At 47.1% G+C, this 13,979-nt stretch carries 11 protein-coding genes; 10 read left to right on the top strand and 1 reads right to left on the bottom strand.

The window, feature by feature from the left end; genetic code table 11:
• Nucleotides 1-144 precede the first annotated feature (144 nt).
• From ACXHJ1_RS01450 to ACXHJ1_RS01415, 8 genes are all read left to right on the top strand, one after another.
• Nucleotides 145-534: a GntR family transcriptional regulator gene (locus ACXHJ1_RS01450; protein WP_107734097.1), complete on the top strand. Its 390-nt coding sequence runs from the start codon at nucleotides 145-147 to the stop codon at nucleotides 532-534.
• Complete coding sequence (locus ACXHJ1_RS01445) at nucleotides 527-1,429, top strand: ABC transporter ATP-binding protein (RefSeq protein WP_250248962.1); 903 nt, start codon at nucleotides 527-529, stop codon at nucleotides 1,427-1,429. The genes ACXHJ1_RS01450 and ACXHJ1_RS01445 overlap by 8 nt, the downstream gene beginning before the upstream one ends.
• Nucleotides 1,404-3,500 carry a DUF6449 domain-containing protein gene (locus ACXHJ1_RS01440; protein ID WP_025364177.1) on the top strand — a complete coding sequence of 699 codons (2,097 nt, stop codon included), beginning with the start codon at nucleotides 1,404-1,406 and terminating at the stop codon, nucleotides 3,498-3,500. Before ACXHJ1_RS01445 ends, ACXHJ1_RS01440 begins: the two co-directional genes overlap by 26 nt.
• 214 nt (nucleotides 3,501-3,714) lie before the next feature.
• Nucleotides 3,715-4,479, top strand: a complete 765-nt coding sequence (locus ACXHJ1_RS01435; protein ID WP_107734096.1) for a class I SAM-dependent methyltransferase — start codon at nucleotides 3,715-3,717, stop codon at nucleotides 4,477-4,479.
• 151 nt (nucleotides 4,480-4,630) lie between these two features.
• Nucleotides 4,631-6,085, top strand: a complete 1,455-nt coding sequence (locus tag ACXHJ1_RS01430; RefSeq protein WP_017426357.1) for a PstS family phosphate ABC transporter substrate-binding protein — start codon at nucleotides 4,631-4,633, stop codon at nucleotides 6,083-6,085.
• 145 nt (nucleotides 6,086-6,230) lie between these two features.
• Complete coding sequence (locus ACXHJ1_RS01425) at nucleotides 6,231-7,523, top strand: WD40/YVTN/BNR-like repeat-containing protein (protein WP_447249868.1); 1,293 nt, start codon at nucleotides 6,231-6,233, stop codon at nucleotides 7,521-7,523.
• A 13-nt stretch (nucleotides 7,524-7,536) separates the two neighbouring features.
• Nucleotides 7,537-8,400 carry an aldo/keto reductase gene (locus ACXHJ1_RS01420; protein ID WP_457905458.1) on the top strand — a complete coding sequence of 288 codons (864 nt, stop codon included), beginning with the start codon at nucleotides 7,537-7,539 and terminating at the stop codon, nucleotides 8,398-8,400.
• Between the two features lie 15 nt (nucleotides 8,401-8,415).
• Nucleotides 8,416-8,952: a mismatch-specific DNA-glycosylase gene (locus ACXHJ1_RS01415; RefSeq protein WP_016821389.1), complete on the top strand. Its 537-nt coding sequence runs from the start codon at nucleotides 8,416-8,418 to the stop codon at nucleotides 8,950-8,952.
• 93 nt (nucleotides 8,953-9,045) lie between these two features.
• On the opposite strand, the gene ald is transcribed toward ACXHJ1_RS01415, so the two are convergent.
• Entirely contained in the window at nucleotides 9,046-10,176 is a 1,131-nt protein-coding gene (gene ald / locus ACXHJ1_RS01410) for an alanine dehydrogenase (protein WP_107734092.1), read from the bottom strand.
• Between the two features lie 406 nt (nucleotides 10,177-10,582).
• On the opposite strand from ald, the gene ACXHJ1_RS01405 reads away from it, so the two are divergent.
• The gene (locus ACXHJ1_RS01405; RefSeq protein WP_107734091.1) at nucleotides 10,583-12,247 is read left to right on the top strand and encodes a PucR family transcriptional regulator; all 1,665 of its coding nucleotides are present in this window, start codon (nucleotides 10,583-10,585) and stop codon (nucleotides 12,245-12,247) included.
• Between the two features lie 101 nt (nucleotides 12,248-12,348).
• Nucleotides 12,349-13,872 carry a copper amine oxidase N-terminal domain-containing protein gene (locus ACXHJ1_RS01400; protein WP_102998646.1) on the top strand — a complete coding sequence of 508 codons (1,524 nt, stop codon included), beginning with the start codon at nucleotides 12,349-12,351 and terminating at the stop codon, nucleotides 13,870-13,872.
• Nucleotides 13,873-13,979: the final 107 nt, after the last annotated feature.

Genomic DNA, 13,979 nt, shown 5'->3' with positions numbered 1-13,979 from the left:
CATTCTGCATCGCGGCTATTTTTTGTAAGAAATGTCCAAAGAAAAGATTGACAAACTGTTCTAACTGTACTATTAATGATAGTACAGTTAGAACAGTTGAACATGTATACATGAATTTGAGCCAGTGTTGAAAGGAGGAAGTCCATGTTCGAGCTGGATATCCGCAGCCGTAAGCCGATCTACGAACAGCTTATGGAGAAGGTTAAGGAAATGATCGTGTACGGATCGCTTCAGCCGGATGAGCAATTGCCTTCTGTACGGGCATTGTCCGCTCAACTTACGGTGAATCCGAATACGATTCAGAAAGCGTATCGCGAGCTGGAACGCGAAGGATATATTTATTCCGTCCAGGGCAAAGGCAGCTTTGTCACGCCTACCCAGCAGCAGCCGCAACAAATAAAGCGGGATGAGATTCGGGCGGCATTGTTAAAACTGATGATCGAAGCTGTCCATTTCGGTTTTACACAGCAGGAAGTGGACGACATATACGTGGAAGCTATGCAAACAAAGGAAAGGGGGGTGTCCCTTGATTGAATTAAGGGAAGTCACAAAGACATTTACGGAAGAAAAGGCTGTCGATCAGCTCGCCCTGACGGTAAAGAAGGGCTCCATTTTTGGACTGCTGGGCTCGAACGGGGCAGGGAAAACGACCTTGCTCAAAATCATTGCCGGGATTTACCGGCCGGATACTGGTAAGGTGCTAATCGGTGGACAGCCGGTGTATGAGCAGCCTGCAGTCAAGCAGCACATTCTGTTTTTGCCGGATACCCCTTATTTTTTCCCGCAAGCGACAATTCGTCAGATGGCCCGGTTTTACCGCTCCATTTATCCAAGTTGGAGTGAAGAACGCTACACACAGCTTACGGAGATTTTCAAGCTGGACCCGAAGCGCAAACTTCACCGTTTTTCCAAGGGGATGAAGCGCCAAGCCGCTTTTTTGCTTGCCTTGAGCTGCATGCCAGAACTGCTGGTTTTGGATGAACCCATTGATGGTCTGGACCCCGTGATGCGTAGAATGATCAAAAATCTCTTGTTCCAGGAAACCGCAGCACGTGAGATGACCGTCGTGATCTCATCTCATAATTTGCGTGAGATTGAAGACATGTGTGATCATGTCGGCATTATGCACCAAGGTCGGATGCTGTTGGAAAAAGAGGTGGATGACCTTAAATCCGATACGCATAAGGTGCAGGTTGCCTTTCGGGACAGCATGCATGAGGAAGCTGTCTGTGGCCAACTTTCGGTTGTACATAAGGAGCGGAGGGGCAGTGTTCTGCTGCTTATCATCCGGGGTGAGCGAGAGCGGATTGCAGAAACGATTGAAGCGTATGAGCCGCATGTGTTCGATTTGCTGCCGTTGACGCTTGAAGAAATTTTCATTTATGAAATGGAGGACGCAGGTTATGACATCCAACCGATTCTTCTGTAGCGGCGGCGTAATTCGCCAATGCCTGAGACAGCATGGCTGGATCGGTCTATTGTACTTGGCAGGATTGCTGTTTACAGTACCGCTGCCATTGTTTATGAGCACTGGTGATGAACAACCGCGAGTGGTTTTAAAAAGCTTGTTCGATAGCACAAACTCGGGTAATGAATTGCAAAAATTAATTTTAATGACCGTACCCGTGCTGGCAGGTGTGATGCTGCTTCGTTTTGTTCAGCGACAGGGGCCATCCGATTTGTATCATAGCCTACCTTTGCGTAGAGAGCATCTATTAACGTCACATTTAATTAGCGGTCTTGTTCTTTTACTTGTACCTGTATGGCTGACTGCGGGAGTAACTGCTTGGGTTAACACGTCAGTCGAACTGCCTTATATTTTTCAAATTAATGACGTTGGATCGTGGGCTTTGGTTGTGTCCGTCCTTACGATTTTCTTGTTTACTTTTACTGTGTTTGTAGGGATTTGTGTGGGACAATCGTTGCTACAGACCGTAGTAGTGTATGTTTTGCTGCTATTGCCTCAGTTTCTATTCATGATGATAGGGCGTTTTCTGGAACGTAATTTATACGGATATGTGCGGGTGCGAGAAACCATTGTTCAATATATTAATGGCTCGGAGTTTCGCAGCAATAATAATGTTTGGGAAAACTTATCGCCGTTTGTACGCATTATGGACAACTTGCCACAGCGCGCCTTTTCTTACATGGAGCTACTCGCCTATCTAGGTATCTCTGTGCTGTTTGTCGCCTTGAGTTATGGTTTGTATCGTAAACGCTTGGTCGAAAAGGCGACTCAGGCTATAGCGTTTTCTTTCTTTCAACCTTTGTTCAAGGCAGGGGTTATACTATGCGCCATGCTTGTACTAGGCGATTATTTTTATAATGCAGGTACAAGAGGAGCTAATTGGTCGATTTTCGGGTATGCACTTGGAGCTATTTTAGGCTATATCGTTGTAGAAATGGTCGTCCGCAAGACGTGGCAAATTGTGCGTGTTCGTGCTTTGGTGGAAATGGTCGTTTACGGTGTGATCATGGGGCTGGTACTGTATATCCCGATTTCAGGTTGGTTGGGTTATGAGGGACGGATTCCAACAGCACACTCCGTAGAAAAAGTCTATGTCGGGCAAGAGGAGCCTCTAGGGGGAGATGCAGAAAAAGAAGCTTATTACTCCCAAGATAGGGCCTATATCGCCTCTGTACTGAATTTACATCGAGAACTCGTACGTGCACATGCAGCTGGCGAGAAAATGTTGTCCAAAAACCTGGCCGTCGAATCGGCATTCATAGTCTACCGTTTGGATGATGGTTCCACCATGACTCGCCGCTATACATTCCCGGAGAAGCCTTTCCGGACAGAACTGACTAAAGTGATGGAAGCAGAGCCTTATAAAACGGTGAGATACAAGCTGGATAAGCTGCAAGGAAAAGCAGAGACGATCAATATCGAATCCGTAGATGATAATGAAAGACGAGTGGTTTTAACCAATCCCAAAGAAACTCGTGAATTTGAAGCTGTACTCAGAGAAGAAGTATTAAATATGAGTTATAGCGAAATGCAATCACATCGATACCCTCTGGGGAATGTTTCTATTACAAATAAAGAGTCATCCTCTACCAATAACGAACCGAGCTGGCATCGTGAAATTTCATTTAATTGGCCGGCTTCATATCACAAGCTTACAGATTGGCTAGAGCAAAAAGGGTATGCGGATAAGGTCATCATTGATTCCAAGGATATTTTTTCGATACGGGCTGTTCCTATTATTTCTCAGGAAATGGAGCCTTATCAACCCAATCAATATATTGAAGACTATAAAATATTTAGAAGCATTCAACAAAAGCACAAAGCAATAACGATTGAAGATCCGAAGCTGTGGAGCACTGTACTGGAAAAGCGTAGATCTAATAGCTATACTCCAGATATGGCGAAAGGCACTTACTTGGTTCAAGTCAAGATCAAACCTTTATTTAGTTCAGATCCCCATACACGCTATTACTATTTTACTCCGAACGATATGACACCGGAGCTTGCCAAGGCATTACCGGCAGTTCCTTAAGCTCCTACGAGGGACAGTATCTGGTTTAGAGGGAATATGGACGGAGGTAGATGAACATGGGATGGTTCGGACACGACATATAACAACCTCATCGACGGGCAAGAGCTCCTCCACATTAGAACGGACATAAATAGAGACCAGAGTGATACAACGTAGAACATACAGAGAGAAGAGTTCAATATTGTACAGTCCAATAGTGGAGGAGCAAAAAAATATGAAATATACAGAAGATCGTGAATTTCTACAGTTGTTGGATCATCATAAACAGTCATTTTCCGGATGGGATTTTTCATTCATTTCGGACACGGGACGAGTGGCGAGCGAACCTTTGGACTGGTCTTATGCCAGCAAGGCTTTGGCGTTGATGCATGCCTCGAAGGCGATGCTGGATATGGGAACAGGCGGGGGAGAGTTCTTGTCGCAGTTGTGCCCTTTTCCAGAGATCATATGTGCGACAGAGGCATATGCACCGAACGTACCTATCGCCAAGCAAAGATTGGAGCCGCTGGGTGTACGCGTGATGGCTATTCATGATGACGATTCCCTTCCGTTTGACGATGCTGGGTTCGACCTTGTGCTGAACAAGCATGAGTCATTTTCGCCAGCGGAAGTGCACCGTATTTTGCGTTCAGGAGGTACGTTTTTGACTCAACAGGCAGGAGGCTTGGATTGTGCAGGCCTTAACGCCCGCTTGGGAGCACCTGATTACGTGTATGCGGACTGGACTCTTCCTCAAGCAATTGCAGGTTTGAAAAGTAATGGTTTTGAAATCGTAGAGCAGCGGGAACAGTTTCCGATCCAGCGCTTTTACGATATTGGAGCGATTGTCTATTACTTAAAAGTTATTGAATGGCAGATTGCAGACTTCCAGCCAGAGAAATATATAGAACAGCTGTATAGTCTGTATTTGGATATTAAACGTGATGGTTATTGGGACGTGAAGCAGCATCGTTTTTTAATCCATGCCAGAGCGATATAGAGAAGATTCGATACCAAAGAGGCCTATCCTGTAGGGGAGGCCTTTTTGTCATTTTTACTACCCTTTCGTATACTAATCTTTACCATAATTGTACAATGAAGAAGCAATAGCTTACAGACTCATTTCATTTATAAGATATAGGGGGATGTACATGTCTGAACCAAAGGAAGTTATAAGCAAGCCGAAAGAGGGCAATTCTGTGCGGATAGCATGGTTTTGGCCATGGCTGGTCGGTACGTTTATGTTTGGATTGTTTTCAGTCATGTTTAATATTATTTGGAGTATGGTTGTAGCACCTCAAGTGCAGTATTTGCTGAGGCATGAAGGTGTGACGGATATAACCGTGGTTGTAATATTGCTGCTATATGTATGGCTGGTCGGTCTCATTTTTGCAGCTTATGGTGCTTTGAGTGCGCATATGTCCAATATGCATAAGCTTCTGCTGATGCTGACTGGGCTAGCATCCTTATTATGCGGGCTGTGGTTGTGGATTATAGGACTACGAGGATCTGGCGGCCAACTTGCTGAAGTATCTGGAGGAGCGTGGGAGCTTTTTTCACTCTATCACGCTTGGGCGGAACCTATACTGGAAGTATTGGGGTCATATACACAGCTCGGTGGAATCTGGTTTCTGCTGACCGCACTGCTGCCCATAGCTGGCATGGTAGTCGGTGTTGGGGTAGATCGCTATCCAGCGGTGACCGACCAGCACGGAAAGGTGGACCATAGATGGCAATGGGTTGTAGCTGCAATATCTGCTGCGCTCATCATTGTGCTGACGATTACGCTCATGCTTCCTCAGCGTCCGTACATTGCGGAGAGGGATTTTCCGGTAGTAGATGGCGCTACAGCGGCCATTCCATTCGCACAGGATATGCTGCATGAATTGACCGGAATGAACAAGGTTCGTGCGGCTCACGAGCTGAGATTCAACACAACGCATCAGGCTTATGTCAATCTGATTGAAAAGAAGGCGGATCTGATACTGGTGGCGGGTCCATCCGATGAGGAATTGCGCCTGGCGAAAAGTCGGGGAATTCAAATGAAGCTTACACCTATCGGGTGGGATGCGTTTATTTTTCTCGTTCATAAAGGCAATCCGGTTAACGGACTTTCTTCGGAGCAGGTGCGCAGCATATATGAAGGATCTATTCGTAACTGGCGTGAAGTAGGGGGCAAGAATCAGCCGATCGTTGCTTATCAGCGGGAGGAAAACTCAGGAAGCCAAACATATATGCAGAAGAAAGTGATGAAAGGTCAGGACATGGCTGAACCGCCTCGGGAACTCCGAATTGGTATAATGGGTGAGATGATTAATGCAATTGCTGATTTTGACAAGGATCACAACGCGCTCGGTTATTCATTTTATTATTTCGCAAATGTGATGCATAATCGTCAAGAGGTCAAATTTTTATCTATTAATGGAGTGGAGCCCGACAAAGAACACATTCGTTCGAAACAATATCCATTCACAGCCCAACTGTTTGTAGTTACACGCGAAGGCGAAAAGCCACGTGCTTCGATGCAACGATTACTCGAATGGCTGCAAAGCGAAGCAGGAACTCAGGCCATTGAAAAAGGCGGCTTTGTTCCTGTAAACTCGTAATCCTATAACGATTCGAATACAGTCAGTATCGTATATTCACCGCAAGAGTGAAACCAATACAGCAGGGTAATACATAGAATATGCTTTGCTGTGAATACAATACCCGCGCAGCAAGTATATCAACAACTTAAGGGGATGAACAAAAATGAAGAAAAAAACATCGGTTTGGGTGCTTTTACTCGCCGTAGCCATAGTAGCAGCAGGTTGTGAAACAGGATCACAAACAGGACAAACGGCTCAGAATAAACCAAAAGATTCTGCATCGACACAAGTCAATGATTCGGGAGCCACTGTAGATACACCGGAACAGCAGACTGCTTCTGACGGCAAAAGCAGCACATCCCCGTCCAGCACTGACAAAGCAGTGGAGACAGGAGGGCAAACGAAGACAGATGCTAGTATAGCGAACGTCCGCATGGACAATATTACCGCGCTGCGATTAATCGACGGTCAATCCGGCTGGATCGGCGGTAATGGATGGATTGCCCGAACAGACGCGGCTCCATCCGGTTCAGTCGGTTCAGCTTGGAATGTGCAGTATCAAGGCAAAGGTACGGTTCAACAGATTTTTGCCTTGAATGGAGAGCAGGCCTGGGCTGTTATGGAAGATAGTGGTTCACTGCTGGCAACTCACGATGGCGGCAAGCTTTGGGAAGCTGTCGGGACTGTACCTGAGCAAGGACAAGCGGGCTTTTTACACTTTGTATCATCCAAGGAAGGATTTAGTGGCAACCAATATACCAAGGATGGTGGACAACGCTGGTCTTCGCTCCCTGTGCCTAGCCACATGGTAGGACAGCCATATTATCATGATCGGCAAAACGGCTGGGCAGTAACCCAGAAAACAGATCGCTCGATCCAGATTTTGCACACCGTTAACGGGGGCCAAAATTGGACTCCTGTCATGTCGCGGACAACCGAGGGGCCTCTGAACGGAGTAACTATTCGATCGGTAGAACGGGGCAACGCATGGATTGAGCTGGTTGGAGATACAGGGATGAATCAGACGTCGTATTCGCTTTGGCATACGGCTGATAGCGGACAAAGCTGGCGTACTGTACTGGCGAATTCTACTGCCGGCGGCGGTCCTGCACCAGGTGTTAGCCAGCAAGACAATCAGGTTACCAAAAATGAAGGGACGGCACCAGGCATGCTCTATGCGGTTAACAGCAGTACCGCTTTGATGGGTGGGTACTGTGCACCGTGTGACAAGCCTAATACGATTGGTTGGACCAATGACGGAGGCAAGACGTGGAACAATGGCAAACAAGGCTTTGATGGTTATGGCGGTCAGCAAATCGGGATGGCCAATGCCAAGGAAGGCTGGGCTATTTTCTCGGATTCAGAGCAGGCCCCGATCCTATATACCACCTCGGATGGTGGTCAGCACTGGACGCAGAGTCATGTATTTGACAAGCCTGTGACACCAGGCTCCTAAGGAGGGAATGTAGTTGAGTCAACATAAGAGAAGTGCGATTACATGGACGGACGGTCGTGAAGTACCACTCATTGGGCAGGGCACGTGGTATATGGGCGAAAAAGCCTCCCTTCGCCAGGAGGAGGTGCGTGCGCTTCAACTTGGCTTCGAGCTGGGGATGACGCTAGTAGACACGGCTGAAATGTATGCGGAGGGCGGCGCAGAAGAGATCGTCGGGGAGGCCATTCGAGGCCGCCGGGACGATGTGTATCTTGTCAGCAAAGCCTACCCTCATCATGCGGGCCGTCAAGGATTGGCTCAAGCCTGCGAAGCGAGCCTAACCCGAATGGGAACCGAATACGTGGACATGTATCTGCTGCATTGGCGCGGGAATATTCCACTAGAAGAGACAATACAAGGTATGGAAAAACTGCGTGAGCAAGGCAAAATCCGCAACTGGGGCGTGTCCAATCTCGACAAATCCGATATGGAGGAGCTTTGGAGCCTGAGTAATGGCAAAGCCTGTGCTGTCAACCAAGTGCTGTATCACGCGGCTTCGCGAGGTATCGAATATGATCTGCTTCCTTGGAGCCGTACGCATGGGGTGCCTGTAATGGCCTATTGCCCGATTGCCCAAGGTGGACGCCTGCGACGAGGACTACTGGAGCATCCCATTATGGTAGACATTGCTGCCAGCCACGGAGTAACTCCATCGCAAATCGCACTCGCATGGGTTATACGGGACGGTGATGTGTGGGCAATTCCCAAGGCGGTACAAGAATCGCATGTACGAGAAAATGCAGCGGCAGCAAGCATTCGGCTCACCCCTGAACAACTTCAACAAATAGACGAGGCTTTTCCTCCGCCAACGAGGAAGCAGCCGCTGGAAATGGTTTGAGGAAGGAGGGGCCCGATGACAGAACCAGAGACAGAACTACACGAGGTAGATGATCATCTCGACTATGGATTATCCGTTGTATTTATCGGCTTTAATCCCAGTCTGAAATCCGGCGAGGTAGGACATCATTACGCTAATCCGCGCAACCGCTTTTGGCGCATACTGGAGGGGGCTGGCTTGACCCCTCGCTTATACGATCCATCGGAAGATCGGGAGCTGCTAAAGCTGGGTTTCGGTTTTACCAACATTGTCTCCCGTCCTACCAGAGGAGTGGAGGACATTACCCGTGAGGAATACGCCGAAGGACGTCTGAAGCTGCATGCGAAGCTAATGGAATACCGCCCCAAGGTCGCTTGCTTTGTCGGCAAAGGCGTGTACACCGAATATAGTAAAAAATCCAAAGCGGATTGGGGATTTCAGCCTGAACCGCTAATCCCCGAAATGCATGAATTTGTGGCACCTTCGTCTAGTGGACTGGTGCGCATGTCGCTGGAAGAAATCACGGATATTTATCGCCGTCTCCAAACGTTCCTTTCGTCAGAAGCCGTCTAAAATGCGGCTATGTTTGGTAGATGCAGCATACAAAGAACCATACACTTTAATCCTTACTGGGAAAAGTGTATGGTTCTTTGTGCTGCTTCTTTTCTATTGTAGGGTTTTGGTCTGCCATGCCTGTTCCACAGGAACATAAGGATACCCCAGATCACGGGCGACTGCTTCGTAGGTGATATGTCCGTTCAGGACATTGGTACCGCTAAGCAGCGGCTTGCTTCTGCGAAGTGCCTCTTGCACACCGAGATCCGCAAGTTGGAGAGCAAAGGGGAGCGTCGCGTTCGTCAGAGCGAGCGTGGAGGTTTGTGGTACTGCGCCAGGCATGTTCGCTACTGCATAGTGAATGACGCCATGCTTTACATAGGTTGGCTGATCATGTGTCGTGATGTGGTCAATCGTCTCAACAATGCCACCTTGGTCAATGGCGACATCGACGATCACTGAACCGGGTTGCATTGTCTGCACCATGGCCTCTGTTACGAGCCGCGGGGCTTTGGCACCAGTGATCAGGACAGCACCGATCAGCAAATCACTTTGCGCCACGGCTTCCGCAATGTTGGACGGGGTGGACACCAGCGTATGGAGCTGATTGCCAAAAATATCGTCCAGTTGGCGCAATCTTTGCAGGCTTAGATCGATCAATGTAACATCTGCGCCGAGACCGATAGCGACCTTGGCAGCATTGGTGCCGACCACCCCACCACCAATAATAGTTACTTTACCGCGTTTGACCCCTGGCACACCTGCCAGTAGGATGCCTTTACCGCCTTTTGGTTTTTCCAACAGCTGTGCTCCGATTTGTACAGCCATTCGGCCTGCAACCTCGCTCATGGGGGTAAGCAACGGTAGGCTTCCTTCCACATTTAGCGTTTCATAGGAAATGGCGGCCACGCCGTTGTCTGTTAAAGCCCGGGCCAGTGCGGGCTCGGCAGCCAGATGCAGATAGGTGAACAAAATCAAACCTGGTCGAAAATACCCGTATTCAGAGGGGAGAGGCTCTTTTACTTTGATAATCATATCCGCCTGGGACCACACATCTGCCGCTTGCTGAACAAGGATCGCACCCGCAGTGGCATAATCTCCGTCTGTATAGCCACTTTCAACCCCTGCATGGCTTTCTACAAACACTTGATGTCCGTGTTGAATCATTTGAGCAGCACCCGCAGGTGTCAGAGCGACACGATTTTCATTGTTTTTAATCTCTTTTGGAATCCCAATTCTCATTCGTTTCACCTCTCCTAAAAATAATTGTTATCCAACGGCAAATAATTGTTTTTAGGGCAGCTACGCTGCAGAATCAATGTTTGTTGATCATGTTCTCTAGGGCAGCTACGCTGCAGAATCAATGTTTGTTGAACGTGTTTTAGGGCAGCTACCCCTGCTATGGTTTACTGTTGGATGCGACCAAACGAGCTTAGAAAATTGTACTAACATTTGTAAGCAGTCTGCTGATTAGTTACATGGACTCAAGCCCATAAATGCAATTCATGTTAGATTAGGTACAGTTTACAAGGGGTGCGACTCCTTCGCATCATACATTTTGTCGGATTATCTGACTTAAAGGCTCGACTTTTTGATGAATATATGTCATATAAAATGACATAAAGACATACACATAGGGAGAATGCCCATGAAAGGTAAAAAAACATTTACCATTGCGGATGTGCTGGAACGTCCTGTTTTCCGGCGGGCGAAGCTGGCAGCGGGGGAACATGGCGTAGATCGCCGTGTGGGTTGGGTTCATGTGCTAGAAATCACCAATGTATCCCCCTTTGTGAGCCGTCATGACCTGATTTTGACGACCGGCCTGTGGTTAATCCGGAAGGGGGAAGAGCGCGCCGAGTATATGGAGCAGCTGATCCGCTCGGAAGCCGCGGGATTATGTGTGGAGCTGGGCACAAGCATCCATGAGATCCCCTCTGAAATACTGGAGCTGGCGGAACGGCATCACTTCCCGGTCATCGTATTTGAACAGCCGGTGCGTTTTGTTGAAATTACACAAGATATTCACTCCCTACTTATTAACCGACATCATGAACTATTAAAAGATCTGGAGCGATTTTCACGTCAGCTTCAGCAGGAAACCCTACGCAGCACCGATATGAACGCCCTCTTGCGTGTGCTTCATGACTACGCTGCCCGGCAGGTCATCTACATGTCCTCCATTGATACCAATCGATTCGTGCCTTCCGTCCAGCCGGATGTGGCAGACCATATTGCGGATTTTTATGCCAATGAAGTGGAATCCAGTATGACTGCCGATCGTGAAGGGCACCTGCTGTTTCACCTGAATGAATCCACTGCCGTCTTGTTTCAGCCTGTTGTATGCTTCGGTCAGGTGTTTTCCGCTGTAGGTGTGGTACTGCATAATGAAATGCCGACGGAAGAAATGTCGCTGCTCATTGATTACACAGCCAAGGCGGCCGCTACATTAGTACTGAGAACACAGTTTCTTGAAGACCGATTGCTACGTAATCAAAATGAACTGATTCAGGATGTATTGAACGGCCAGCTTCCCAATGAAGAACAGGCCCAGACCCGGATGGGACTGCGATTGTTAACGAAGGGTCGGTATTTATTTTGGGCAGGAGTCATCGAGGTAGAGCATCAGGACAAGGACGCGAGTCAGGTGCGCAAGGAATCCATCAATCAGGATGTATTAGTGCTGCTTCGTTCTCTGTTGAAAAAAGAAGCGTTGCACAATCTGTTGATGATGAAAGGAAGTCAATGCTACATCCTTTGTGCCAAGGAGGAATTAACGCTGCGTTCCGAAGCGCAGATGAAAAAAGTGCTGGCCCATACGGTCCAATATATTCAGAACTATGCCGCAGGACAGCTTGATAAAGTGCGCATTCATGCAGGCTTTGGTAAGGTAAGGCACCGCATGACCGGGACGGACCGCAGTTTTGAAGAGGCATATCAGGTCATTGAAGTCGCGCGAAGCGTCCCGGTCATGAAGGATCGGCTATTTTACGACAGCATCGGAATCTATCAATTGTTGAAAGCAGTGCCTCGCATTCCTTTTTTACAAGAATTTGTACAGGACCATTTGGGCGAGCTGATTGCGCATGATCGTGAGCATCATATGCAGCTTCTGGATACGCTGGATGCCTACTTTCAATGTCATGGCTCCAAGCGTGATACCGCCGGAGTTTTGTATATTCATAGGCAGACTCTTTATAATCGACTGGATAAAATTAATGAAATCGTAGAGGGGAATTTGGCAGACCCTGACAAACGTCGTTGTCTGGAGATGGCACTCCTGGCTTACCGGATGCTTCAGGCTGAAAATTGATCCTAAATAACTAGTTCTATTTTCTATTCTACTCATTTACAATGCGTGTTAACACTGAGATAATAGAAGAGATAACGGAAATATCTTGAAAGGGGATTAATATGAACATAAAAAAATGGATTGCCGTCCCTCTTATTCTGTTAATGGTAGCTTTGACAGGTTGCCAGGCAGTAGGCGGATTTGATGTAAGTAAAAATTTATTGGGAACACTTGATGTGAAATCCCAGCAGACAACGGAGAAAATTTCTCTTAAATTAACTCCAAAAGAAGGAATTACGCAAGGAGATCAACAAATCGTAGATTTGATTAATTCGATTTCGGTGACTGTAGATGAAGCTAAGGTACAATCGGAGGAAGTTGCTTCCGCCAAGGGTACTTTACACATTGATAAGTATAATTTGCCATTTGAGCTTGCTTTGGATCGCCAAGGTATGGCTATTCACCTGGAAGGTGCCAAAAAACCTTATTACATATCTCTGAACTCGCAAGAGCGTTTGAGCGGTCTGCCTGCTGGGTTTGATCCTTATGCATATTCCAAAGACGTGAGAGATCTGACCAAAACAGCCGCTGCACTTATGCTTAAGCATGCTCCTAACCCTTCGACCATTTCTGCAACATCTGTAACCGAAGAAGTATACGGTGAAAAAGACAAGGTGAAACTGACCCGTCTCCATACAGAACTGCGCGGTGATGAACTGGTTGCATTGGTAAAACCGTTCCTGACAAATCTGGCCAAGGATGAAGCTGGCTTAAAAGAATTGATCGGCCAAGCTATTGATGTGACTAAAACCATCGCTTCCGGCGTAGCTATTGAGGGTAGTGATAAAGTAACAACAGAACTAAATGAAAACAAAGAAAAGCTGGTCAACGAGGCTTACACTGAGGTTAAAAAGTATTTGGACCTGGCTGTGGCACAGTATGATGTAGGAGTCAGCACTATGTATGCACAGGCACCTGAAATCAAAACAGTCCTGAGTGCCAACACGGTGCTGAAAAACGACATGTATTTTGATGAAAAAGGAAATGTTCGCAAAGCGCTGACAGACTTGACAGTCGCGTTGCCAGATGTGGACGATCTTCCGGTGAAGTCCTTTACCATTCTGACCGAGACTCAAGCCTGGAACGTCAATGGTAGTGTAACAGCCGATAAAGTAGATCTTTCTAACGGCGTTATTGACTTGAATACACAAGCTGAATTAACTCCGGGAGCGACGCTGCGCAATTTTGAAGCAAATTCTCCGATCTACAATATTTTAAAAAATGATTTGGAAATTACAAAAGTAGAAACCACTTTCGATCCTAAAGACGATTACTACGTTTTGGAGAATCGTGGAGGTACGGCCTTCATCCCACTGCGTGAACTGACAGGTGAATTGAGCTCAGAACTAAAATGGGATGCAGCTGCCAAACAAACAACTGTAATTGATGATATTACTGGTAAAACGATTAAGCTGAAAAGCGGCTCCAAGCAGGCTGTACTGGAAGGAAGCACATTGACGTTGCCACAAGCTCCATACACGGATGAATATGGCACATTGTATGTTCCTTTCAAATCTGTTGCAGAGGCACTTGGCGCTACTGTAACTCGTAACAATGCTGGAGAATATGTACTGAAACGCGATTAAAAAGAAATCAAAGTACACCTTCTTCTTCTTAACGGTTATTACATGGAATGAATCAAGTATAAATACAGGAACCAGTCCGGATTAGGGGCTGGTTCTTTTTTAGTTAT

The sequence above is a fragment of the Paenibacillus sp. ALE2 genome (assembly GCF_054113385.1).
The sequence above is the reverse complement of the archived record's forward strand: the minus strand, read 5'-3'. Positions and strand labels throughout refer to the sequence as shown.

Coding starts and splice junctions, on each gene's coding strand:
- ACXHJ1_RS01450 (WP_107734097.1), top strand. CDS start 145: ATGTTCGAGCTGGATATCCGCAGCCGTAAGCCGATCTACGAACAGCTT.
- ACXHJ1_RS01440 (WP_025364177.1), top strand. CDS start 1,404: ATGACATCCAACCGATTCTTCTGTAGCGGCGGCGTAATTCGCCAATGC.
- ACXHJ1_RS01435 (WP_107734096.1), top strand. CDS start 3,715: ATGAAATATACAGAAGATCGTGAATTTCTACAGTTGTTGGATCATCAT.
- ACXHJ1_RS01430 (WP_017426357.1), top strand. CDS start 4,631: ATGTCTGAACCAAAGGAAGTTATAAGCAAGCCGAAAGAGGGCAATTCT.
- ACXHJ1_RS01425 (WP_447249868.1), top strand. CDS start 6,231: ATGAAGAAAAAAACATCGGTTTGGGTGCTTTTACTCGCCGTAGCCATA.
- ACXHJ1_RS01415 (WP_016821389.1), top strand. CDS start 8,416: ATGACAGAACCAGAGACAGAACTACACGAGGTAGATGATCATCTCGAC.
- ald (WP_107734092.1), bottom strand. CDS start 10,176: ATGAGAATTGGGATTCCAAAAGAGATTAAAAACAATGAAAATCGTGTC.
- ACXHJ1_RS01405 (WP_107734091.1), top strand. CDS start 10,583: ATGAAAGGTAAAAAAACATTTACCATTGCGGATGTGCTGGAACGTCCT.
- ACXHJ1_RS01400 (WP_102998646.1), top strand. CDS start 12,349: ATGAACATAAAAAAATGGATTGCCGTCCCTCTTATTCTGTTAATGGTA.